Raw genomic sequence first — 22,649 nt, forward strand, 5'->3', positions numbered from 1 at the left:
GGCTCAGCAGAGCTTGAGCTGTTGCAGCAGGGTTTTCAGCTGCGCCTTGCGCGGCTCGTCCAGCGCAGAGGCGGGCGGCAGCACGTGCGTGGAAATCGGGCGGCCGCAGAGCACAATCGCCTCTTTAATCACGTTCACAAACGGCGTATCCAGCTGATACATCTGCGGAATTTGCAGCAGGGTCTGATGATACTCAGCCGCCTTCGCCACGTCTTTATCCCGCCAGGCTTTCAGAAGATTCACCGACACCTGCGGGGCAAAGTTGCCGCTCGCCGAAATCGCCCCGTCGCCGCCGAGCAGCAAGGTATTAAACAGATGATCGTCGTAGCCACACAGCACGGTGAAGTGCGGATGGGCACCTTTGACGGTGTGGATCATGCTGCGCAGATGAGCGACGGAGTCGATGGTGTCTTTGATGCCGACGATGTTGCTGCGCGAGTCGGCGAGGGTTTTCACCAGCGCCGGGGTCAGATCCTGACCGGTCAGCGCCGGGAAGTTATAGAGCATCACCGGCAGCGTGACGCTGTCCGCCACCTGCTCGAAATAGCGGATCAGGTTCGCTTCCGACACTTTCCAGTAGTAAGGGTTGATCACCACGATGCCGTCCGCCCCCGCCTGCTGCGCGTGCTGGCTGAGCGCAATGGTTTCCCGGGCGTTGGTGCCGCCGGTGCCGATCAGGACCGGTACGCGACGATCGACATGATCGATAGCAAATTGGGCAATGGTTTTACGCTCTTCGGCGCCGAGCTGGGAGAACTCGCCGCCGCTGCCCAGGAAGAACAGGCCGTCAACGCCTGCTTTGATGAGATCGTCGATCAGCGCGGCGGTGCCCGGCTTATCGAGCTGGCCGTCGGCGGTAAAAATGGTGGAGACAGGGGGAATAATTCCCGTGAACAACGCGGACTGCGGCATGAGATCTCCTTGCTGAATCATTTTGTTCTACATTATAGAACAGCGTTCGTTAAATTAACGATCATACTATGACGCAGGAAAAGCGCAGGTAAATGAGAGATGAGGAGGGAGTGCGGGAAGTTTAAGCTGGATCACATATTGTCCCCCCTCACCCCGGCCCTCTCCCCAATGGGGCGAGGGGGAAAAGACGGCTCGGAGCAGTCCCCTCTCCCCTGTGGGGAGAGGGTTAGGGTGAGGGGTAAGAGTTACTCTACAAGCATCTTCACCACCACTTTCCTGACCTTAGCAGGCGCACCCACCGCGCACAGCGGCTTATGCACCTCACCCGGCCAGAACACCACAAAATCCCCTTCGCTCAGCACCACGGTTTTCTCCTGCTCGCCTTCCGGCAGGAACGCGATGTCTTTGTCCGCCAGCCAGTCGGTGTCCGGCGTGCCGGGCGGCAGGGTGCTGAAGGTCATCCCTTCCTGTCCCTTCATCACGATCTGAATATCCAGATAGCGCGCGTGGTACTCGGCGCGACGCTCGGCGAACGGCTGGGTTGTATCTTCGGAGACCAGATAAAACAGGCTGCTGTCGTTGATGTCGTGCTTGCCGAGCGGCGTGGCGTCGGTGACGTGAGATTTAACGTGCTCAATGGCCTGTCGCAGTTCGTCAGGTAGCCAGGAGTGCAGATGGTGGATGTTGCCGATAATCATCAGAAAACCCTCGATATAAAACAACGTTTCATTTTTATCTTTTATACGAGAATCCTGGCTGCCATACCAGCGCTTTTTAGACGGGTTTTGCGCGAACGCATGTTTATCGGGAATGGTGTTAATTTGCTGTTAAGCCCTCGCAGGCATTTATGCAGTCATTATGCATATCTTCAGCTCTTCGTTATCACGGCCTTGCGCTAACTTACTGATCGTCATGCCTTAACAACAAAACTCGCTACCGCTTCACATTTTAGCACTTTGATAATTTGCTATTAAATTCAATAAATATTTATTGATTTTACTTAAGCCAAAAATAGTTAATTAGCAATATTGCATAGTCATTCCACGAAAACCACAAAGACATTTAAAATCAATGTTTTAACAAAATATTTCAAAGCATTAAATTCTACAAAACACTAACAACTGCAAATAATGACAACGGATAGTGCTTAGCTATTCACCTCGCCAGAATAGCCAATTAATCATTATCTGATGCGAATCATGCTAATGAAAACAAACCGCATAATATCCATTTTCGCGTGAGCAACATCACAATACGGATTATTTAACTGCCTAGTATGAACCACGAAATCAATTGAGCTTAGCCGCCATGCAATTAAATACATGACATGGCGCATGCCCTTTTTATTCTGAAAAACAGTTAAAGGAATAATTATGGAAAAGCATTACGTCGGTTCTGAAATTGGTCAATTGCGTAGCGTTATGCTGCACCGCCCAAATTTAAGTCTGAAACGGTTAACCCCCTCAAACTGTCAGGAGCTGCTATTTGATGACGTGCTCTCGGTTGAGCGGGCGGGTGAGGAGCATGACATCTTCGCCAACACGCTGCGCGAGCAGGGGGTGGAAGTCCTGCTGCTGACCGACCTGCTGACACAAACCCTTGATATCGCTGAGGCGAAAGCCTGGCTGCTGGAGACGCAAATCTCTGACTACCGCCTCGGCCCAACCTTTGCTGGCGACGTACGCGGCTGGCTGGCGGATATGCCGCACCGGGAACTGGCGCGCAGATTAAGCGGCGGATTAACCTACGGTGAAATTCCGGCAGCCATTAAAAATATGGTGGTGGATACCCACACGGCGAATGATTTTATTATGAAGCCACTGCCGAACCATTTATTTACCCGCGATACCTCCTGCTGGATCTATAACGGCGTCTCTATTAACCCGATGGCCAAACCGGCGCGTCAGCGTGAAACCAATAACCTGCGGGCAATATATCGCTGGCACCCGGCGTTCGCCGACGGCGATTTTATTAAGTATTTCGGCGACGAGAATATTAATTACGACCACGCCACTTTAGAAGGCGGCGACGTATTAGTCATTGGCCGCGGCGCGGTATTGATCGGCATGTCCGAGCGCACCACCCCGCAGGGCGTGGAGTTCCTCGCCAACAGCCTGTTCAAACACCGCCAGGCCGAGCGCGTGATTGCCGTTGAGCTGCCCAAACACCGCTCCTGCATGCACCTCGACACCGTCATGACCCACATCGACGTGGATACCTTCTCCGTCTACCCGGAAGTGGTGCGCAAGGACGCCCAGTGCTGGACGCTCACCCCGGACGGACGCGGCGGCCTGCTGCGCACCCAGGAAACCGACCTGCTGCACGCCATCGAGAAAGCGCTCGGCATTAACCAGGTACGTCTGATCACCACCGGCGGCGACGCCTTTGAGGCCGAACGCGAGCAGTGGAACGACGCCAATAACGTCCTGACCATCCGCCCCGGCGTGGTGATCGGCTACGAGCGCAACGTCTGGACCAACGAGAAATACGACAAAGCGGGTATCACCGTGCTGCCCATCCCGGGCGACGAGCTGGGACGCGGCCGCGGCGGCGCGCGCTGCATGAGCTGCCCGCTGGAACGCGACGGAATTTAAGGAGCCATCATGGAACGAAAACCCACTCTGGTTGTGGCCCTGGGCGGCAACGCGCTGCTCAAGCGCGGCGAGCCGCTGGAAGCGGAGATCCAGCGCCAGAACATCGAGCAGGCCGCCCGCACCATCGCCGGGCTGACGGCGCAGTGGCGCGTGGTGCTGGTGCACGGCAACGGCCCGCAGGTCGGGCTGCTGGCGCTGCAGAACAGCGCCTACGACAAAGTCACGCCCTACCCGCTGGACGTTCTTGGCGCCGAAAGCCAGGGAATGATCGGCTACATGCTCCAGCAGGCGCTGAAAAACAGCCTGCCGCAGCGGGAGGTGAGCGTTCTGCTCACCCAGGTAGAAGTGGACGCCGCCGACCCGGCCTTCAGCAACCCGACCAAATACATCGGCCCGGTGTACAGCGAAGCCCAGGCAAAAACGCTGGCCGCGGAGAAAGGCTGGGTGTTTAAGGCCGACGGCAGCTACGTCCGCCGCGTGGTGCCCTCTCCGCAGCCGAAGCGCATCGTTGAGAGCGACGCCATCACGGCGCTGATCCAGCGCGACCACCTGGTGATCTGCAACGGCGGCGGCGGCGTACCGGTGGTGGAAAACGCCAACGGCTATCGCGGGATTGAGGCGGTGATCGACAAAGACCTCTCCGCTGCCCTGCTGGCGAGGCAGATCGAGGCCGACGCCCTGCTGATTTTGACCGATGCCGACGCGGTGTACCTCGACTGGGGCAAACCAACCCAGCGTCCGCTGGCGCAGGTAACGCCGGAGCTGCTCAGGGGCATGCAGTTCGACGCCGGATCGATGGGGCCGAAGGTGGCCGCCTGCCGCGAGTTCGTTGAAGCCTGCAACGGGATAGCCGGGATCGGCGCGCTGGCCGACGGCGCGGAGATCCTCGCGGGCGAGAAAGGCACGTTGATTCGTAACTGAACACTCATTTTAAAAAGGATTTACCCATGACCATCAACCTGAAAAACCGCAACTTCCTGAAACTGCTGGACTACACCCCGGCGGAGATCCAGTACCTGATCGACCTCGCCATCGAGCTCAAGGCCGCCAAAAAAGCCGGGCGCGAGAAGCAAACCCTGGTCGGGAAAAACATCGCCCTGATCTTTGAAAAAACCTCCACCCGCACCCGCTGCGCCTTCGAAGTGGGCGCGTTCGACCAGGGCGCGCAGGTCACCTATCTCGGCCCAAGCGGCTCGCAGATTGGCCATAAAGAGTCGATGAAAGACACCGCCCGCGTGCTGGGCCGCATGTACGACGGCATCGAATACCGCGGCTACGGCCAGGCCATCGTCGAAGAGCTGGGCGAGTACGCGGGCGTGCCGGTATGGAACGGCCTGACCGACGAGTTCCACCCGACCCAAATTCTCGCCGACCTGATGACCATGCTGGAGCACTCCCCGGGCAAAACCCTGCCTGAGCTGAGCTTTGCCTATCTCGGCGACGCGCGCAACAACATGGGCAACTCCCTGATGGTCGGTGCGGCCAAGATGGGGATGGATATCCGCCTCGTTGCGCCGAAATCCTTCTGGCCGGAAGCGGGGCTGGTTGAGCAGTGCCGCGCCATTGCGAAAGAGACGGGCGCGCGCATCACCCTCACCGACGACGTGGAAGAAGGCGTGCAGGGGACCGATTTCCTCTACACCGACGTGTGGGTCTCCATGGGCGAGCCGAAGGAAGCCTGGGCCGAGCGCGTCAGCCTGATGAAGCCGTATCAGATTAACGCGCAGGTGATGAAGGCCACCGGCAACCCGAACGTCAAATTCATGCACTGCCTGCCCGCGTTCCACAACGAGCACACTAAGGTGGGCCGCGAAATCGAGATGGCGTACGGCCTGAAGGGGCTGGAGGTGACGGAAGAGGTCTTTGAATCACCGAACTCCATCGTCTTCGACGAAGCAGAGAACCGCATGCACACCATTAAAGCGGTCATGGTGGCGACACTCGGCGACTAATCACCGCCCGGCGCGCCGCGGGGTGCGCCGGGTTTCAGGAGAACATCATGGGCAAGTTCAAGTTTCCCTCCGCTTACACCATTCTCTTTTTTCTGATTGCCGTCGTGGCCGTGCTGACGTGGATTGTCCCGGCCGGGCAGTACCATATGGCAATGAACGAGGCGCTCGGCAAAGACGTCCCCGTTGCAGGCACCTACGCGCACGTCGCGGCGCATCCGCAGGGGCTGGTTTCGGTGCTGATGGCGCCGATTGCCGGGCTGTACGATCCGGAATCCGGCCAGGCCGGGGCGATCGACGTGGCGCTGTTTATTCTGATCATCGGGGGATTCCTCGGGATCGTCACCAAAACCGGGGCGATTGACGCCGGGATCGAGCGTGTGACCACCCGGCTGCGCGGACGCGAGGAGTGGATGATCCCGATCCTGATGGCGCTGTTTGCCGCAGGCGGCACGATTTACGGTATGGCCGAAGAGTCACTGCCCTTCTATACCTTACTGGTGCCGGTGATGCTGGCCGCGCGGTTCGATCCGGTTGTCGCTGCCTCTACCGTGCTGCTCGGGGCGGGGATCGGCACCCTCGGCTCCACCATTAACCCGTTTGCCACGGTGATCGCCGCCAACGCCGCCGGGATCCCCTTCACCAACGGCATCGCCCTGCGCGTGGCGCTGCTGGTCATCGGCTGGATCATCTGCGTGGCGTGGGTGATGCGCTACGCCCGCAAGGTGCGTAAGGATCCCTCGCAGTCCATCGTTGCAGACAAGCAGGAGGAGAACCTCGCCCATTTCCTCGGCAACAAGGGCGAACAGTCCCTGGAATTCACCCCGGTGCGCAAAATCATCCTGGTGATTTTCGCTCTGGCCTTCGCGGTGATGATTTACGGCGTGGCGGTGCTGGGCTGGTGGATGGCGGAGATTTCAGCGGTGTTTCTCGCCAGCGCGATCATCGTCGGCCTGATTGCCCGCATGAGCGAAGAGGAGCTGACGTCGACGTTTATCAACGGCGCGCGAGATTTGCTGGGCGTCGCGCTGATTATCGGCATCGCGCGCGGTATCGTAGTCATCATGGATAAGGGCATGATTACCCACACCATTTTGCACAGCGCGGAAGGGCTGGTCAGCGGGTTGTCCACGGTAGCGTTTATCAACGTGATGTACTGGCTGGAAGTCGTGCTGTCGTTTCTTGTGCCTTCTTCATCCGGCCTGGCCGTTCTGACGATGCCGATCATGGCGCCGCTTGCTGATTTCGCTAACGTCAACCGCGACCTGGTGGTTACGGCTTACCAGTCGGCCTCCGGCATCGTTAACCTTGTCACGCCGACCTCTGCGGTGGTCATGGGCGGGCTGGCTATCGCCCGGGTACCTTACGTGCGCTACCTGAAATGGGTGGCGCCGCTGCTGGCGATCCTGACGGTGGTGATTATGGTGGCGTTAAGTCTGGGGGCGTTGTTGTAATTTGCCGGATGGCGCTGCGCTTATCCGGCCTACGGATCGGTGCGGTGTCACCGGTTATTTCGGGAACTGATATGGGAAACATGATGGATTACGAAGAGTACTCTCCCAAAGAACAGCTGCAGCTCACGGTGTGCCAGCGTTTGATCGCCGAAAAGAGTTACCTTTCGCAGGAAGAGATTCGCCGCGACCTGCAGGAGAGAGGGTTTGACAGCATCAGCCAGTCGACCGTTTCGCGATTGCTGAAGTTGCTCGGAGTCATAAAAATTCGAAATGCCAAAGGGCTAAAGATTTATTCGTTGAATCCTCAGCTGCGCCCTGCCCCCGACGCCGCGCGTACCGTTTCGGAAATGGTGGTCAGCGTTGAGCATAATAGCGAGTTTATCCTTGTCCATACCGTCGCCGGATATGGCCGCGCGGTGGCGCGTATTCTGGATTATCACCAGCTTCCGGAAATTTTAGGCGTGGTGGCCGGCAGCAGTATTGTCTGGGTCGCCCCCCGGGTGGTAAAGCGCACCGCGCTGGTGCATAAGCAAATTAATTATTTACTCAGAACGCATTAATATTCACAAAGAACCGTTTGCATTGAGTAAAGCGTGCATTAAATCGCTTGATCAGAAAAGCGAGCTGCGTATAATGCCCGACAATTTGCCGGGAGGAAGCATGGTCAAGCGTGTACGACATAACGTCTTACCGCGTCTGAAATCAGACGCTGGCCTGCCGTTTTTCTTCCCGTTGCTAAACCTATTCCCAGAGCCCCTCATTTGAGGGGCTTTTTTTTGCCCGGCGTCAGGAGATAAACATGAATCCGCTTTATCAAAAACACATCATTTCCATAAACGACCTAAGCCGCGAAGAGCTGGAACTGGTTCTGGAAACCGCGGCAAAACTGAAGGCCAATCCGCAACCGGAGCTGCTGAAGCACAAGGTGATTGCGAGCTGCTTCTTTGAAGCCTCGACCCGCACCCGCCTCTCCTTTGAGACCTCCATGCACCGCCTGGGCGCGAGCGTGGTGGGCTTCTCTGACAGCAGCAACACGTCGCTGGGTAAAAAAGGTGAGACCCTGGCGGATACCATTTCAGTGATCAGCACCTACGTCGACGCGATTGTGATGCGTCACCCGCAGGAGGGTGCGGCGCGCCTGGCAACCGAGTTTTCCGGCGGCATTCCGGTGCTGAACGCCGGTGACGGTGCCAACCAGCACCCAACGCAGACGCTGCTGGATCTGTTCACCATTCAGGAGACCCAGGGCAAGCTCGAGAACCTGAACATCGCCATGGTTGGCGACCTGAAGTATGGCCGCACCGTCCACTCCCTGACCCAGGCGCTGGCGAAATTTAACGGCAACCGCTTCTACTTCATCGCCCCGGAGGCGCTGGCGATGCCGCAGTACATTCTCGACATGCTGGACGAGAAAGGCATTGCGTGGAGCCTGCATGCCAGCATCGAAGAGGTGATGAGCCACGTGGATATTCTGTACATGACCCGCGTGCAGAAAGAGCGTCTTGACCCGTCCGAATACGCCAACGTGAAGGCGCAGTTCGTGCTGCGCGCCAGCGACCTGGAAGGCGCGCGCGACAACATGAAGGTCCTGCATCCGCTGCCGCGCATCGATGAGATCACCACAGACGTGGATAAAACGCCGCACGCCTGGTACTTCCAGCAGGCCGGGAACGGCATCTTCGCTCGCCAGGCGTTACTGGCACTGGTTCTGAATCGCGAATTAGCTCTGTAAGGGGAGACGACCATGACACACGATAACAAACTCCAGGTTGAAGCCATCAAGCGTGGCACCGTGATTGACCATATCCCTGCGCAGGTGGGCTTTAAGCTGCTGACGCTGTTCAAACTGACCGAAACTGACCAGCGCATCACCATCGGCCTGAACCTGCCGTCGGGCGAGATGGGCCGCAAAGACCTGATCAAAATCGAGAACACCTTCCTGACCGACGAGCAGGTTAACCAGCTGTCGCTGTACGCGCCGGACGCCACCGTCAACCGCATCGACGAGTACGAAGTGGTCGGCAAATCCCGCCCGAGCCTGCCAGAACGTATCGAAAGCGTGCTGGTCTGCCCGAACAGCAACTGCATCAGTCATGCTGAGCCGGTTTCCTCCAGTTTCGCAGTGAAAAAGCGCGCGAATGACATCGCACTCAAATGCAAATACTGCGAAAAAGAGTTTTCTCATTATGTGGTGCTGGCCAACTAATTGAGGTTGGTAATGAAATCCCGGCTGTTATAATGGCCGGGAACATTCTTAACGCTGTAATTCTGGAGAAAACATGAGCAAAGTACTCGCGACGGAAAATGCACCAGCCGCTATCGGCCCTTACGTTCAGGGCGTTGATCTGGGCAGCATGATCATCACTTCAGGTCAGATCCCCGTAAACCCAAAAACCGGCGCGGTGCCGGAAGATGTCGCGGCGCAGGCGCGTCAGTCGCTGGAAAACGTGCAGGCTATCGTGGAATCTGCCGGCCTGAAAGTGGGTGATATCGTGAAAACCACCGTGTTCGTGAAGGATCTGAACGATTTCGCGACCGTTAACGCCACTTACGAAGCGTTCTTCACCGAGCATAACGCCACCTTCCCGGCGCGCTCCTGCGTGGAAGTGGCGCGTCTGCCAAAAGACGTGAAAATTGAAATCGAAGCGATTGCCGTTCGTCGCTAATTCGCTTTGGCGATGAAAAAAGGCAGCCCAGGCTGCCTTTTTTGTTGCTTGCTACTGATTCCGCGTGGCGCGCAGCAGCGTCTCCAGCGGATACACCGCCGCAATCACCACTTCGTCCTGCACCTTCGCCGCGTTATCCAGCTCGCTCTGAATCGAGGCGATCTCTTTGTCATCCAGCGTGCCCTGACGCGCCACCAGGTCGGTGAGCCGCAGGCCAATCGACGCCAGCTTATCCACCTCCTGGATCACCGGCTTCATCGCCTTCAGCTGATAGCTGTTTTCGCTTAAGGCCAGCGCGTCGCTGGTGTTGCTCTGCCAGCGGTTAAAGACGTGGCGCAGGGCGTCGGCGCTTTCCGTGTCTTCCGCATCGCTCACCAGACGGTCCGCCCATTTGTGCATCTGGCGCACGGTGGTGCTTTCGGCGTTCAGCGCATCCGCAAAGCGGTTGAGCGGCTCGAACTGATGGTAGTTTCCGGCCTGGAACTTCAGGTGCTGGCGGGTGTAATACTGAGCCGGTTCAATCGCCTGCGCGAGGACCTGCAGCGGCAGGGTGTCGGCATTACCGGCGAGGCGCGTGAACTGCACCTGCTGCTGGGTATGCTGCTGCAGCCCGACCGACACCGTCGACCAGCTGTCCATCGCCTGCAGGCGGGTGTACATGTTGTCGACGTCGTTGACGTCCTGCGCGGACCAGAGCCGCTCCGCCACCGCAAACGTACGCGGCCACAGACGAATATCCAGCACCGGCGCCACCACGTTTTCCGCCCACAGCGCCGCTTCGCCGCCGAGCAGGTTGGCCTGGTTCGCCACGTCCGGCACGACGGGCGGAACGCCTTTCGGCACGTCGTCCAGACGCGTGCCGCTAATCGGGTAGCGCGTATTCCCGACGAGGAAATAACCGGAGAGTTTGTCGTTATCAACGGTGACAACCGGGCGCGTTTCGCCCATCCAGGTATCGACGGTGAAGGTCACCTGATTGTCATCCCGCCATTCAATATCCTGCACCGCGCGGCGGGATTTCCCGGCAAAATCAATAAACCCGCGCCAGCCGGCATCCCCTTTCACCAGCGTGAAGCTCCCCTCCACCGGCTTGCCCTTCAGGCGCGGCATGGAGAAGGCCCAGCTCTGGGCGCTGTCGGTGTCGGCTATCGCGTCCACGCTGTTTAACCCCTGCGGGACAATCTCGTTGCGGTAGTGATAGGCGGTGGACTGGGGCTGGTCGAGATAAAAGCCGGTCGACAGAATGCCCCTGTAGCCGTTCTGCGCCACCTGCCCCAGCGCGTCCTGGCCCTGCCAGGACTGGATCAGAATGCTTTTCGGTAAGTCAGGATGGTAGATCTCATCCCAGCCGACCATCTGGCGGTGATGCTTCTCGAGGATCGTTTCCAGCCTGCGGTTGAAGTACGCCTGCAGCGCGTGGCTGTCCGCCAGCCTGTTGTCGCGCATAAACTGCTGGATGGCCGGGTTCGCTTTCCACTGGCTGTCGTCCACTTCGTCGCCGCCGATGTGCAGATACGGATCGGGGAAGATCGCCGCCAGTTCGCTGACCATCGCGTCGGCAAAAGCGTAAGTTGCGTCTTTTGTCGGATCCAGCACCGGCTTCAGCACGCCCCAGTGGCGTTCCATGGCGTACGGTCCCGGCGCGCTCATTAGCTCCGGGTAGGCCACGGCAATCGCCGAGGCGTGGCCCGGCATGTCGATCTCCGGCACCACGCGAATGCCGCGCTCGGCGGCATAACGCACCACCTCGCGCATCTGCTCAGGCGTGTAGAACAGCCCGTCGCTGGCAAGCTGGGTTAATTTTGGATAACGCTTCGAGCTGAAGCGCCAGCCCTGGTCGTCGGTCAAATGCCAGTGCAGCACGTTGAGCTTCGCCGCGGCCATGCCGTCGATCTGGCGTTTAATATCCGGCAGCGGGAGAAAGTGGCGTGCCGAATCGAGCAGCAGCCCGCGCCACGGGAAGCGCGGTGAATCTTCAATGGTCACCCACGGGATCGAGGTGTTTTCCGCCCCGTTCTGCACCAGCTGGAGCAGGGTTTCCATGGCGCGCAAGGCACCGAAGCGGGTGTTGGCGGAGATATCGACGCCGTTGGCGTCCACCGTGAGCTTATAGCTTTCATCGCTGTCCGGCAGCGGCTGCGGCTTCACCTTTTTAGCGATGGCGATGCGGATAGTTGGTTTGTCTGGCTTTTCAGCCTGAGGCTGCAGCGTCCAGCCGGTTTGCAGGGCGATGCGCTGGCGCAGTCGGTTGACGGCGTCACCGAGATCGTCCCCGCTGACGCTTACAGAAACGTTGTTGCTAAGCACCAGTGCGCCCTGGGTCGTCGGGCGTTCGACCTTCGCAGGCCAGGGCATTAAGGGGAGATCCCCTGCCGGGGCGGCAAAGGCAGAGGCGCCGAGCATCAGCCCGGCGGTTAAGAGACTGTACCGTAACATGAATGTTCCTTATCTGACGGGCCAAATAAAGGCAAAACCTTCTGTTAACATGCGCTCATTTTGTCGTCAAGCGAATGCGCCGACGGAGATCACAGGTTGTTGAATTTGGGAGGAAAGCTATTGTCGGGTGGCGGCTTCGCCTTACCCGGCCTACGTTCGGATCGTAGGCCCGGTAAGCGCAGCGCCACCGGGCTTGCCGTTACTGCCACCCATACCGACGCGCATAGAACCCTTTCACCATCTGGGTCAGCACCATATAACCGGCGAGGATCGCCATCAGCCACGGGAAGTAGCTCAGCGGCAGCGCCTGCAGCTGCAGGTAGCTCGCCAGCGGTGAGAACGGCAGCGCGATGCCGAGCGCCATCACAATCCCCGTCATCATAATCAGCGGCCACGCGGCACGGCTCTGGATGAACGGAATGCGGCGGGTGCGGATCATGTGCACAATCAGCGTCTGCGACAGCAGCCCGACCACGAACCAGCCGGACTGGAACAGCGTCTGGTGTTCCGGGGTGTTGGCATGGAACACAAACCACATCAGGCAGAAGGTCAGGATGTCGAAGATGGAGCTGATCGGGCCAAAGAACAGCATAAAGCGCCCAAGATCTGCCGGGTTCCAGTGCTGCGGCTTCTGGATCTGCTCGTCGTCCACGTTATCAAACGGGATCGCCACCTGAGACACGTCGTACATCAGGTTCTGGATCAGCAGGTGCAGCGGCAGCATCGGCAGGAACGGCAGAAACGCGCTCGCCACCAGCACGCTGAAGACGTTACCGAAGTTGGAGCTGGCGGTCATCTTGATGTACTTGAGCATATTGGCAAAGGTACGGCGCCCTTCAATCACGCCCTCCTCCAGCACCATCAGGCTCTTTTCCAGCAGAATGATATCCGCCGCTTCGCGGGCAATATCCACCGCCCCGTCTACGGAGATACCGATATCCGCCGCACGCAGGGCGGGCGCATCGTTGATGCCGTCGCCCATGAAGCCCACCACGTGCCCTTCTCGCTTAAGCAGGGTGACGATGCGCTCTTTGTGCATCGGCGTCAGGCGGGCAAACAGCGTGGTGCGCTGGGCAAGCTTCGCCAGTTCGTCATCAGAGAGATGTTCAATATCGCTCCCCACCACCACGTCGCCCGCGTCCAGCCCCACCTCGTGGCACACTTTGGCCGCCACCAGCTCGCTGTCGCCGGTGAGGATTTTCACGGTAATACCGCTCGCCTTCAGCGCCTTCAGCGCCGGGGCGGTGGTCTCTTTCGGCGGATCGAGGAAGGCGATGTAGCCCTCGAGGATCAGATCGGATTCGTCGATACGCTGATAGTCCCCCTCACGCGCGGGCAGGAACTTGCTCGCCACCGCCACCACGCGCAGCCCCTGACGGTTGAGGTTGTCGGTGACGCGCTTGATGCGGCGCAGCATGGTGTCGTCCAGCGGCACGATGTCGCCGTTATAGCGCACCTGCGTCGACACGTTGAGGATCTCCTGCAGCGCCCCTTTGCAGATCAGCTGATGCACGTTCGGCTGCTCGCTCACCACCACCGACATACGGCGGCGCTCGAAGTCGAACGGGATCTCATCCACCTTCTGCCAGCGGCCGGAGAGCGTACGGGCGGCCTCCTCGTCCACGCCTTCCAGCACGGCGACGTCGAGCAGGTTTTTCAGCCCGGTCTGGTAGTGGCTGTTCAGCCACGCGCTGTGCAGCACGCGCTCGCTGGTTTTGCCGGAAATGTCGGTGTGGTTCTCCAGCACGATTTTATCCTGCGTCAGGGTGCCGGTTTTATCGGTGCAGAGAATGTCCATCGCGCCAAAGTTCTGGATGGCGTCGAGGTGTTTGACGATCACCTTCTGTTTAGAGAGCTTCACCGCCCCGCGCGCCAGCGTAGAGGTGACAATCATCGGCAGCATTTCCGGCGTTAAGCCGACCGCCACGGAGAGCGCAAACAGCGCCGCTTCCCACCAGTCGCCTTTGGTGTAGCCGTTGATCAGCAGCACGATTGGCGTCATCACCATCATAAAGCGGATCAGCAGCATGCTGACGCGGCCAATCCCTTTCTGGAAGGCATTCGGCTCGCTCTCCTGCTCGCTGACGCGCCCGGCAAGCTGACCAAACCAGGTGTTGCCCCCGGTGGCGGTGACAATCGCCTGCGCGGTGCCGCTGACGACCGTGGTCCCCATAAAGCACAGGGTGTCGCACTCGAGCGGGTTCATCTGCTGCGGGTCGCGGCTGCGCGCCACCTTTTCAACGGGCAGGGATTCGCCGGTCAGGGAAGCCTGCGCCACAAAGAGATCGCGCGCCTGGATGATGCGTAAATCCGCCGGGATCATGTCCCCCGCGGCCAGCTTCACCAGATCGCCCGGCACCAGCTGGTCGATAGGCAATTCCACCCAGGCGTTTTCGCCGAGATCGTTGATCACGCGCGAGACGGTCGCGGTGTTGCTGACCATCGCCTTCAGGGCGTCCGCCGCTTTGGTGGAGCGGGCCTCCTGAATAAAGTTCAGCAGCGTGGAGATGCCCACCATCAGGGCAATCACCCCTGCGGCAAACAGATCTTCCGTCGCGTAGGAGATGAGGCCGAGCACGGTCAGCAGCAGGTTGAACGGGTTGCGGTAGCAGAGCCACAGATGCACCCACCACGGAGACGGCTTTTGCGCCGGAATGAGGTTATCGCCATGCACGGCGCGGATTTTTTCCACTTCTGCCGCGTTCAGCCCTTCCGGGTGTCCGCCAAAGGCGCGCCAGACTTCGTTTTCATCCATCGCCGCCACGTTCAGGCAGCGTTCGGTCAGGGACGCGGGGATCGCCGCCCCCGCCATGTTTTTGGCGTTTGGCAGCGGGTCGCGCTGAACAAGACGGTGTGGCAGGTGGCGGCTCAGCAGGGCCTGCAGCTGCCGGGTGATATTTTTAAACATCGTCATTCCTCCGCATCCGCAAAGGCGGACGCAGCATTTCCTTCAGGCGTGGCAAAGCCGTACCTGAGAGGCACTCAATTTTTCAAGCAGGAACGTTTGGGACGCTGCTGCCTCACATCACCGGTGAGTCAGCAGCAGGCTGGCTTACCGGAAAGAACGCTTTCTCCCGTTCAGGAGAGGTGTGGGATCGGGATCCATGAAGCCTCCGGTAAGTAAAAAGTAGGGTGTCGCCGCGCAGTATAAGGATTTAAGCGTACCCTTTTTGATGATTCGGGCGGTATTATACCCCCCTGCAAATAAACCGAACGTAAACCAGATTTAGCCCATAGCGAAATCGCGCTATAGCATTAGGCTCAATTCATTACATTGTCGTTGTTACAGGGAATACAGCATGCAGAACCGCCTTACGATTAAAGACATCGCGCGTTTAAGCGGCGTGGGGAAATCGACCGTCTCACGCGTGCTGAACAACGAAAGCGGCGTCAGCGAACGCACCCGCGAGCGCGTTGAGGCGGTCATGAATCAGCACGGCTTTTCCCCTTCCCGCTCCGCGCGCGCCATGCGCGGGCAGAGTGACAAAGTGGTCGCCATCATTGTCTCGCGTCTGGATTCTCTGTCTGAAAACCTTGCCGTGCAGACCATGCTGCCCGCCTTCTATGAGCAGGGATATGACCCGATCATGATGGAGAGCCAGTTCTCGCCCCAGCTGGTAGAAGAGCATCTGGGGATGCTCCAGCGGCGCAACATTGACGGCGTGGTGCTGTTCGGCTTTACCGGCATTAAAGACGAGATGCTGAAACCCTGGCAGCCGTCGCTGGTGCTGCTGGCGCGCGATGCCCACGGTTTTGCCTCCGTCTGCTATGACGACGAGGGCGCGATTATCACCCTGATGCAGCGCCTGTTTGACGAAGGCCATCGCCACATCAGCTTCCTCGGCGTACCGCACGCGGACGTTACCACCGGCAAGCGACGCCATGAGGCCTATCTGGCGTTTTGCAAAAAGCACAACCTCTCCGCCGTGGCCTCCCTGCCGGGGCTGGGCATGAAGCAGGGCTACGAGCAGGTCGCCAGCGTCCTGACGCCGCAGACCACCGCGCTGGTGTGCGCCACGGATACGCTGGCGCTGGGCGCGAGTAAATATCTGCAGGAGCAGCGTATCGACGGTCTGCAGGTGGCGAGCGTCGGCAGCACGCCGCTGATGAAGTTTTTGCACCCGGAGATCATCACCGTCGATCCGGGCTACGCTGAGTCCGGCAGACAGGCCGCCGCGCAGCTGATCGAGCAGATCAACGGGCGCGCAGAGCCGCGTCAGATCGTTATTCCTGCCCACCTTTCATAACCCCCACCAATCGGTTTATTGTGATCTTCGCCCGATTTCGGGAACGTTCCCATTTTCGCCGTCACGCTGAAGGAGTAGGCTTGCGCTCAGGTCATTACACCCCCTCACCATCTGTCATGAGGTTTCATGATGAGTAAAGTCAAACAAGCAGATATTGATCAGCTGATCGTCCTGGTCGGCGGCCGCGAAAACATCGCAACCGTTAGCCATTGCATTACCCGCCTGCGCTTCGTTCTGAACGATCCGGCCAAAGCGAACCCGAAGGCGATTGAAGAGCTTTCCATGGTAAAAGGCTGCTTCACCAACGCCGGTCAGTTCCAGGTGGTGATTGGTACTGAAGTGGGCGATTACTATCAGGCTCTGCTGGCGACCACCGGGCACAGCGCGGCGGATAAAGAGCAGGCCAAGAAGGCTGCGCGCCAGAATATGAAGTGGCACGAGCAGCTGATTTCCCACTTCGCGGAGATCTTCTTCCCGCTGCTGCCGGCGCTGATCAGCGGAGGCCTGATTTTAGGCTTCCGTAACGTCATCGGCGACGTGCCGATGAGCGACGGCAAGACCCTGGCGCAGATGTACCCGGCGCTGAAAACCGTGTACGACTTCCTGTGGCTGATTGGCGAAGCGATCTTCTTCTATCTGCCGGTCGGGATTTGCTGGTCCGCGGTGCGCAAGATGGGCGGTACGCCGATCCTCGGTATTGTACTCGGCGTCACGCTGGTCTCTCCGCAGTTAATGAACGCTTACTTACTTGGTCAACAGGTGCCGGAGGTGTGGAACTTTGGCCTGTTTACCATCGCCAAAGTGGGCTATCAGGCGCAGGTCATTCCGGCCCTGCTGGCGGGCCTGGCGCTGGGCTTTATCGAAACCCGACTGAAGCGCATCGTGCCGGATTACCTTTATCTGGTGGTGGTGCCGGTGTGCTCGCTGATTCTGGCGGTCTTCCTGGCGCATGCCTTTATCGGTCCGTTTGGCCGCATGATTGGCGACGGCGTGGCCTTCGCGGTGCGTCACCTGATGACCGGCAGCTTCGCCCCGATTGGCGCCGCGCTGTTTGGCTTCCTGTACGCCCCGCTGGTGATCACCGGCGTGCACCAGACCACGCTGGCGATTGATATGCAGATGATCCAGAGCCTCGGCGGCACGCCGGTCTGGCCGATTATCGCCCTGTCGAACATTGCTCAGGCGTCCGCGGTGACCGGCATCATTATCGTCAGCCGCAAGCACAACGAACGCGAGATCTCCGTTCCGGCGGCCATCTCCGCCTACCTCGGCGTCACCGAACCGGCAATGTACGGTATCAACCTGAAATACCGCTTCCCGATGCTCTGCGCGATGATCGGTTCCGGTCTGGCAGGCCTGGTGTGTGGACTGAACGGCGTGATGGCGAACGGGATTGGCGTCGGCGGCCTGCCGGGCATCCTCTCCATCCAGCCCGCTTATTGGCAGGTGTTTGCCCTGGCAATGGCCATCGCCATTATCGTCCCAATGGCGCTCACCACCGTGGTTTACCAGCGTAAGTTCCGTCAGGGCTCGCTGCAGATTGTTTAACTTCATCTTTCGGGGCGCAGTTGCGCCCCTTCGCATTTGCAGGAACGCATTATGAATACCCTTCCTCACTGGTGGCAGAACGGCGTCATCTACCAGATTTACCCAAAGAGCTTCCAGGACACCACCGGCAGCGGCACCGGCGATTTACGCGGCGTGACGCAGCGTCTGGACTACCTGAAAACCCTCGGCATCGACGCCATCTGGCTGACGCCGTTTTACATCTCCCCGCAGGTGGACAACGGCTACGACGTGGCGAACTACACCGCCATCGACCCGGCGTACGGCACGCTGGATGACTTTGACGAACTGGTTGCCGAGGCGCACGCGCGCGGCATTCGCATCGTGCTGGATATGGTGTTTAACCACACCTCCACGCAGCACGCCTGGTTCCGCGAGTCGCTGAACAAAGCGAGCCCGTACCGCCAGTTCTACATCTGGCGCGACGGCACGCCTGAGCAGCTCCCCAACAACTGGTGCTCCAAGTTTGGCGGCAACGCCTGGCGCTGGCACGCCGAGAGCGAGCAGTATTACCTGCACCTGTTCGCCCCGGAGCAGGCGGACCTCAACTGGGAAAACCCGGCGGTGCGCGCCGAGCTGAAAAAGGTGTGCGAGTTCTGGGCCGATCGCGGCGTCGACGGCCTGCGTCTGGACGTCATTAACCTGATTTCAAAAGATCAGGATTTCCCGGACGACAACATCGGCGACGGTCGCCGCTTCTATACCGACGGGCCGCGCATTCATGAATATCTCCAGGAGATGAGCCGCGACGTCTTTACCCCGCGCAACCTGATGACGGTAGGCGAGATGTCCTCGACCTCGCTGGAGAACTGCCAGCAGTATGCGTCTCTCGACGGGCGCGAGCTGTCGATGACCTTTAACTTCCATCATCTGAAGGTGGATTACCCCGGCGGCGAAAAGTGGACGCTGGCGAAGCCGGACTTCGTGGCGCTAAAAACCCTCTTCCGCCACTGGCAGCAGGGGATGCACAACAAAGCCTGGAATGCGCTGTTCTGGTGTAACCACGACCAGCCGCGCATCGTGTCGCGCTTTGGTGATGAAGGCGAACACCGCGTACCGGCGGCGAAGATGCTCGGCATGGTGCTGCACGGGATGCAGGGCACGCCGTATATCTATCAAGGTGAAGAGCTTGGCATGACCAACCCGCACTTCAGCCGCATCACCGATTACCGCGACGTGGAAAGCCTGAACATGTTCGCCGAACTGCGCGCCAGCGGCCGCGAGCCGGATGAATTACTGGCGATTCTGGCGAGTAAATCCCGCGACAACGGGCGAACCCCAATGCAGTGGGACGCGTCGCACAACGCGGGCTTTACCGAGGGCGAGCCGTGGATTGGCGTCTGCGATAACTACGAAACCGTGAACGCCCGCGCGGCGCTGGACGATGCGGATTCGGTGTTCTACACCTACCAGTCGCTGATTCGCCTGCGCAAAACCCTGCCGGTGCTGACGTGGGGGGATTATGAGGATCTCCTGCCGGAACACCCTTCCCTGTGGTGCTATCGCCGCCAGTGGCAGGGGCAGACGCTGATGGTGGTGGCGAACCTGAGCCGGGAACGCCAGCAGTGGCAGCCGGACCCGGTACAGGGCGCCTGGCGGGTCGCTCTCGGCAACTATGATGACGTTCCCTCCCGCCCCAATGCGCGGCTATTGCGCCCGTTTGAAGCCATCTGGTGGGTGCAGGAATAAATACCAGGAGATACAGCATGCTGTATCTCCTTTTTTAGGTTTAGCGATACGCTAAATGTACGACGATAACTTTTACATCACGCTGTGCCCAAAATAAAAATAGCCCTGCCAATTAAATAACCTCGGCAGGATATGATGAAAAAGACAATTATTAAAGCAACGTGTATTAGCGCATTATTATTAAGCACGCAGGGATGGTGCGGAAATACATCCGTCGACCTTCGATTTGGTCATAATACGCGCTCAGACGTAAATGATTCACGTATTAAGGTCATGCATCAGGCAAATAACGGTTTTTACTTCTCCGTTGAAGCCGCACAAAACCACAACGATACCTTTTTTGGTGATACCGACCGATATAATCCCGATGACAAAGGGTTAACGGAAGCAGCACAGGAGATTGAAACGCGCTGGCGCTTCGATCTGGGTAATGGCTTCGCCGTTGCGCCTGGCATGGTGACGGTTTTCACCGCCAGCAATACCCATTACCGCCCCTTCATTCAGGGCTGGAAAGCGTTCGATAACGGTCTGAACCTCTCCGCCCGTTACCGATATAACACCGTCAATGACGCACACAGCGACAAAGAATTAGACGGCAACGGCTACACCCGCCGCCAGTCACACCAGTTCGACATTTGGTTCGCGTATAACATTGGCAAATTCGGTATGTCCTACAACCCGCGCTTCCGCTGGCAGGATGATGTCGATCAGGGAACCGGGGATGACACCTACTGGGAGCATACCGTTGCGTTCAACTACAAGCTCGACGATGGCTGGACGCCTTACGTCGAGCTGGTTTCACTGGATAAAACCTACATCACTGCCGATGGCAGTCATGAAAATGATTATGCCGTACGTCTGGGGATAGTGAAGCAACTCTGACGGTCTGACTACACCGTATCGTGCTGCAGCAGCCTGCAGCCGATACGGTCCACGGCGCTTAACAGTTCAAGCTGCCCTTCCCGCTGATACAGCGATACCGCGTTAATGTCGATCGGTAACGGCCAGCATAGCGATGAGATCGCCGCCAGTGTCGATCCCTCGCGGGTAATCGCAATAATCTTTAACCCTTTGCGCAACGCGTTACGCGCCATTTCAATCAGCGACTGCGTCTCCCCGGATTTACTGATCAGCACCAGCGTCCCCTTCGATACCCGTGTCAGCTGGTGCATATCATTCAAAATAAGGTGCGGCAGGCTCGCCAGCGATAAAAATCGCGACAGGTAATTGAGGCTGGTGAGCGAGGCTCCCCGTGCGTACAGATAGATATGGCTGGAATGGGTAAGCAACCTGGACACCTCCGCCACAATATCGTCCGCCTGCGGCCCTACGTCAGGCTCTACGGGTGCGGGTGTAAAATGATCGCGCAAAAAACGATACCGAAGCTCGGTATAACTTTTATAGCCCATTTTTTTACACACACGATTAACGGAAGTTGTCGTCGTAAAGGTATCACGGGCAATCTCTTTTGCCGATATATTAGAAATATTACATGCGTGATGCTGAATGTATTCAAATATCAAACGTTCACTTCCCTGGAATGAATTCATAAATTACGCCCTGTTTAATCCCGGCATGATATTAACACAACGAAAAAAATAGTCTCTGGAAGACGCTTCACACATTGCATTTACGCGTATCACGATACGTAATTAGTATTAGCAAACATTAAAAACCGGTTTAGGTTCTCTTTATACTTTCCCTGTTTTCACATCCAGGGAATTATGACAATGACGAAACAAAAAGTTGTCGCGGTGACGGCCTGCCCGACAGGCATTGCGCACACCTTTATGGCGGCGAATAAAATTACTACATGGGCTAAAGAGCACAATATCGAGGTAAAGGTCGAAACGCAGGGCAGCGATGGCGTTAAAAACCGCTTAACGAAACAGGATATCGCCTCCGCCACGGCCATTATACTGGCAACCGACGTTCCCATTCAGGATGCCGAGCGCTTTGAAAACGTTCCCCACCTTCAGACCCGCACGCAAGAGCTGATTAAGCATACCGATCGCTATCTGCGTCAGGCGCTGGCCATGGAAAAAAACGTCACCGCCACTACCGTCGAAGACGAAGACGATCTTCCGCGTTCGGCTTACCAGACTTTTATCGGCCATATCATGGCGGCCATCAGCTATATGCTGCCAGTGGTGGTCATGGGCGGGCTGATGATGGCAACGGCCAAAATCACCGGCCAGTTTATTAACATCGACCACTCGCCGTTCAGCGTGCTGGATAAAGTGGGCTTTATGACCATTAAGTTCATGTATCCTGTTTTCGCCATGTATCTGGCATTTTCCGTTGCGGGTAAACCGGCGCTGATCCCCGGGCTTATCGGCGGCATCATGTCAGACGAGGTCTACAAGCGCTTCTTCGATATCGAAGGCTTTATGCCGTCCGGCTTCTTTGGCGCGATTGGCATCGGCTTCTTTGTAGGCTATCTGGTGCGCTGGCTGAATGATTCCATTCACGTCCGCCAGCAGCTCACCACTATTAAGACCATGCTGATCGTCCCGCTGATCACCGGCATTACGCTGGTGATGGTCATGGAATACCTGATCAACCCGATTTTTGGCTCGCTTAACCAGCTGATGGTGGTCTTTTTTACCTCGGCAGGTGACACCGGGCGCGGATTCTATTCCGCGATGATCGCCGCGGGCACCGCGTTCGACCTGGGCGGTCCGGTCAACAAGGCGGCAGGATCGGTCGCGCTCGGCCTGAATGGCATGAGCGAAACGTTTGATCTCACCGCCCGCGAACTCTCCATTGTGATCCCCTCTATTGGCGTCGGCTTTGCGGCGTTTCTCAACGGCCGCTTTGGACTACCGGATGTCTTCAGCCGGGAAGAGAAAACCGTCGGGAGTACCTCGTTGCTGCTGGGCGTGATTGGGATCTCCGAAGGCGCGATCCCGTTCATCCTGAAAAACCCACGTCTGATCCCGGTGTTCATGACCGGTGCCGTTGCCGGCGCGCTGGTCGCCATTACCCTTGGCGTGAAGCAGACGCTGCCCCTGCCAGCCATCTGGGGCTGGCCGCTGGCAACCAATGTGGTGGGCTACCTGGCGAGCGTCTTTATTGGCGCACTGATTTGCGCCCTGGGCGTGCTCTATGTCAGCCCAAAGAACGCCAGGTAAGG

19 protein-coding genes and 1 pseudogene are annotated in these 22,649 nt (G+C 58.2%); 14 read left to right on the top strand and 6 right to left on the bottom strand.

Annotated elements, in window-relative coordinates:
- Positions 1 to 3: 3 nt before the first annotated feature.
- Complete coding sequence (gene yagE / locus ACOTXF_RS08580; protein ID WP_048962910.1) at positions 4 to 912, bottom strand: 2-keto-3-deoxygluconate aldolase; 909 nt, start codon at positions 910 to 912, stop codon at positions 4 to 6.
- A gap of 245 nt (positions 913 to 1,157) precedes the next feature.
- Positions 1,158 to 1,610 carry a YhcH/YjgK/YiaL family protein gene (locus ACOTXF_RS08585; protein ID WP_047746311.1) on the bottom strand — a complete coding sequence of 151 codons (453 nt, stop codon included), beginning with the start codon at positions 1,608 to 1,610 and terminating at the stop codon, positions 1,158 to 1,160.
- Positions 1,611 to 2,285: 675 nt separating this feature from the next.
- Here ACOTXF_RS08585 and arcA point away from each other — a divergent pair.
- The 5 genes from arcA (at position 2,286) to ACOTXF_RS08610 (ending at position 7,469) form a co-directional block, all read left to right on the top strand.
- Positions 2,286 to 3,506 (top strand): arginine deiminase, encoded by a 1,221-nt coding sequence (gene arcA / locus ACOTXF_RS08590; protein ID WP_008501384.1) that lies wholly within the window; start codon positions 2,286 to 2,288, stop codon positions 3,504 to 3,506.
- 9 nt (positions 3,507 to 3,515) lie between these two features.
- A complete protein-coding gene (arcC, locus tag ACOTXF_RS08595; RefSeq protein WP_008501385.1) occupies positions 3,516 to 4,427 on the top strand; it encodes a carbamate kinase in 912 nt (303 codons plus the stop codon).
- A 26-nt stretch (positions 4,428 to 4,453) separates the two neighbouring features.
- The gene (gene argF, locus ACOTXF_RS08600; protein WP_008501386.1) at positions 4,454 to 5,458 is read left to right on the top strand and encodes an ornithine carbamoyltransferase; all 1,005 of its coding nucleotides are present in this window, start codon (positions 4,454 to 4,456) and stop codon (positions 5,456 to 5,458) included.
- 47 nt (positions 5,459 to 5,505) lie between these two features.
- Positions 5,506 to 6,909, top strand: coding sequence for a YfcC family protein (locus tag ACOTXF_RS08605; protein WP_008501387.1), 1,404 nt, complete (start codon positions 5,506 to 5,508; stop codon positions 6,907 to 6,909).
- 80 nt (positions 6,910 to 6,989) lie between these two features.
- Entirely contained in the window at positions 6,990 to 7,469 is a 480-nt protein-coding gene (locus ACOTXF_RS08610; RefSeq protein ID WP_025912003.1) for an arginine repressor, read from the top strand.
- Positions 7,470 to 7,472: 3 nt separating this feature from the next.
- On the opposite strand, the pseudogene ACOTXF_RS08615 reads toward ACOTXF_RS08610, so the two are convergent.
- Positions 7,473 to 7,590, bottom strand: a pseudogene (locus ACOTXF_RS08615) (hypothetical protein).
- Here ACOTXF_RS08615 and ACOTXF_RS08620 point away from each other — a divergent pair.
- The 4 genes from ACOTXF_RS08620 to ridA all read left to right on the top strand — a co-directional run bounded on the left by ACOTXF_RS08620 (position 7,570) and on the right by ridA (position 9,575).
- Positions 7,570 to 7,674: a pyrBI operon leader peptide gene (locus ACOTXF_RS08620; protein WP_022646880.1), complete on the top strand. Its 105-nt coding sequence runs from the start codon at positions 7,570 to 7,572 to the stop codon at positions 7,672 to 7,674. The pseudogene ACOTXF_RS08615 and the gene ACOTXF_RS08620 sit on opposite strands and share 21 nt — an antisense overlap.
- 34 nt (positions 7,675 to 7,708) lie before the next feature.
- On the top strand, positions 7,709 to 8,641 hold the full coding sequence (gene pyrB, locus ACOTXF_RS08625; protein WP_008501389.1) for an aspartate carbamoyltransferase: 933 nt from the start codon (positions 7,709 to 7,711) through the stop codon (positions 8,639 to 8,641).
- A 12-nt stretch (positions 8,642 to 8,653) separates the two neighbouring features.
- Positions 8,654 to 9,115, top strand: coding sequence for an aspartate carbamoyltransferase regulatory subunit (gene pyrI / locus ACOTXF_RS08630; protein ID WP_008501390.1), 462 nt, complete (start codon positions 8,654 to 8,656; stop codon positions 9,113 to 9,115).
- Positions 9,116 to 9,188: 73 nt separating this feature from the next.
- Positions 9,189 to 9,575, top strand: a complete 387-nt coding sequence (gene ridA, locus ACOTXF_RS08635) for a 2-iminobutanoate/2-iminopropanoate deaminase (RefSeq protein ID WP_008501391.1) — start codon at positions 9,189 to 9,191, stop codon at positions 9,573 to 9,575.
- Between the two features lie 51 nt (positions 9,576 to 9,626).
- On the opposite strand, the gene ACOTXF_RS08640 is transcribed toward ridA, so the two are convergent.
- Positions 9,627 to 12,011 (bottom strand): beta-N-acetylhexosaminidase, encoded by a 2,385-nt coding sequence (locus tag ACOTXF_RS08640; RefSeq protein WP_047746268.1) that lies wholly within the window; start codon positions 12,009 to 12,011, stop codon positions 9,627 to 9,629.
- Positions 12,012 to 12,210: 199 nt separating this feature from the next.
- Positions 12,211 to 14,919, bottom strand: coding sequence for a magnesium-translocating P-type ATPase (gene mgtA, locus ACOTXF_RS08645; RefSeq protein ID WP_032655187.1), 2,709 nt, complete (start codon positions 14,917 to 14,919; stop codon positions 12,211 to 12,213).
- 391 nt (positions 14,920 to 15,310) lie between these two features.
- Here mgtA and treR point away from each other — a divergent pair, with 391 nt between their 5' ends.
- From treR to ACOTXF_RS08665, 4 genes are all read left to right on the top strand, one after another.
- Entirely contained in the window at positions 15,311 to 16,258 is a 948-nt protein-coding gene (gene treR, locus ACOTXF_RS08650) for a trehalose operon repressor TreR (protein ID WP_021240675.1), read from the top strand.
- Between the two features lie 129 nt (positions 16,259 to 16,387).
- On the top strand, positions 16,388 to 17,806 hold the full coding sequence (gene treB, locus ACOTXF_RS08655; protein WP_023293415.1) for a PTS trehalose transporter subunit IIBC: 1,419 nt from the start codon (positions 16,388 to 16,390) through the stop codon (positions 17,804 to 17,806).
- 51 nt (positions 17,807 to 17,857) lie between these two features.
- Complete coding sequence (gene treC / locus ACOTXF_RS08660) at positions 17,858 to 19,513, top strand: alpha,alpha-phosphotrehalase (RefSeq protein ID WP_316937116.1); 1,656 nt, start codon at positions 17,858 to 17,860, stop codon at positions 19,511 to 19,513.
- Positions 19,514 to 19,648: 135 nt separating this feature from the next.
- Positions 19,649 to 20,395: an oligogalacturonate-specific porin KdgM family protein gene (locus ACOTXF_RS08665; RefSeq protein WP_084832371.1), complete on the top strand. Its 747-nt coding sequence runs from the start codon at positions 19,649 to 19,651 to the stop codon at positions 20,393 to 20,395.
- 8 nt (positions 20,396 to 20,403) lie between these two features.
- On the opposite strand, the gene ACOTXF_RS08670 is transcribed toward ACOTXF_RS08665, so the two are convergent.
- Positions 20,404 to 21,063 (bottom strand): MurR/RpiR family transcriptional regulator, encoded by a 660-nt coding sequence (locus ACOTXF_RS08670; RefSeq protein WP_032675840.1) that lies wholly within the window; start codon positions 21,061 to 21,063, stop codon positions 20,404 to 20,406.
- 180 nt (positions 21,064 to 21,243) lie between these two features.
- On the opposite strand from ACOTXF_RS08670, the gene ACOTXF_RS08675 reads away from it, so the two are divergent.
- Positions 21,244 to 22,647, top strand: a complete 1,404-nt coding sequence (locus ACOTXF_RS08675; protein WP_072059901.1) for a PTS fructose transporter subunit IIC — start codon at positions 21,244 to 21,246, stop codon at positions 22,645 to 22,647.
- The last annotated feature ends 2 nt before the right edge of the window (positions 22,648 to 22,649 follow it).

The organism is Enterobacter cloacae complex sp. IR53041, from assembly GCF_049238285.1.
Taxonomy (GTDB): domain Bacteria; phylum Pseudomonadota; class Gammaproteobacteria; order Enterobacterales; family Enterobacteriaceae; genus Enterobacter; species Enterobacter roggenkampii.

What these genes read in the sequence shown, in the direction of transcription:
- yagE (WP_048962910.1), bottom strand. Translation starts at nt 912, where the DNA reads ATGCCGCAGTCCGCGTTGTTCACGGGAATTATTCCCCCTGTCTCCACC.
- ACOTXF_RS08585 (WP_047746311.1), bottom strand. Translation starts at nt 1,610, where the DNA reads ATGATTATCGGCAACATCCACCATCTGCACTCCTGGCTACCTGACGAA.
- arcA (WP_008501384.1), top strand. Translation starts at nt 2,286, where the DNA reads ATGGAAAAGCATTACGTCGGTTCTGAAATTGGTCAATTGCGTAGCGTT.
- arcC (WP_008501385.1), top strand. Translation starts at nt 3,516, where the DNA reads ATGGAACGAAAACCCACTCTGGTTGTGGCCCTGGGCGGCAACGCGCTG.
- argF (WP_008501386.1), top strand. Translation starts at nt 4,454, where the DNA reads ATGACCATCAACCTGAAAAACCGCAACTTCCTGAAACTGCTGGACTAC.
- ACOTXF_RS08605 (WP_008501387.1), top strand. Translation starts at nt 5,506, where the DNA reads ATGGGCAAGTTCAAGTTTCCCTCCGCTTACACCATTCTCTTTTTTCTG.
- ACOTXF_RS08610 (WP_025912003.1), top strand. Translation starts at nt 6,990, where the DNA reads ATGATGGATTACGAAGAGTACTCTCCCAAAGAACAGCTGCAGCTCACG.
- ACOTXF_RS08620 (WP_022646880.1), top strand. Translation starts at nt 7,570, where the DNA reads ATGGTCAAGCGTGTACGACATAACGTCTTACCGCGTCTGAAATCAGAC.
- pyrB (WP_008501389.1), top strand. Translation starts at nt 7,709, where the DNA reads ATGAATCCGCTTTATCAAAAACACATCATTTCCATAAACGACCTAAGC.
- pyrI (WP_008501390.1), top strand. Translation starts at nt 8,654, where the DNA reads ATGACACACGATAACAAACTCCAGGTTGAAGCCATCAAGCGTGGCACC.
- ridA (WP_008501391.1), top strand. Translation starts at nt 9,189, where the DNA reads ATGAGCAAAGTACTCGCGACGGAAAATGCACCAGCCGCTATCGGCCCT.
- ACOTXF_RS08640 (WP_047746268.1), bottom strand. Translation starts at nt 12,011, where the DNA reads ATGTTACGGTACAGTCTCTTAACCGCCGGGCTGATGCTCGGCGCCTCT.
- mgtA (WP_032655187.1), bottom strand. Translation starts at nt 14,919, where the DNA reads ATGTTTAAAAATATCACCCGGCAGCTGCAGGCCCTGCTGAGCCGCCAC.
- treR (WP_021240675.1), top strand. Translation starts at nt 15,311, where the DNA reads ATGCAGAACCGCCTTACGATTAAAGACATCGCGCGTTTAAGCGGCGTG.
- treB (WP_023293415.1), top strand. Translation starts at nt 16,388, where the DNA reads ATGAGTAAAGTCAAACAAGCAGATATTGATCAGCTGATCGTCCTGGTC.
- treC (WP_316937116.1), top strand. Translation starts at nt 17,858, where the DNA reads ATGAATACCCTTCCTCACTGGTGGCAGAACGGCGTCATCTACCAGATT.
- ACOTXF_RS08665 (WP_084832371.1), top strand. Translation starts at nt 19,649, where the DNA reads ATGAAAAAGACAATTATTAAAGCAACGTGTATTAGCGCATTATTATTA.
- ACOTXF_RS08670 (WP_032675840.1), bottom strand. Translation starts at nt 21,063, where the DNA reads ATGAATTCATTCCAGGGAAGTGAACGTTTGATATTTGAATACATTCAG.
- ACOTXF_RS08675 (WP_072059901.1), top strand. Translation starts at nt 21,244, where the DNA reads ATGACGAAACAAAAAGTTGTCGCGGTGACGGCCTGCCCGACAGGCATT.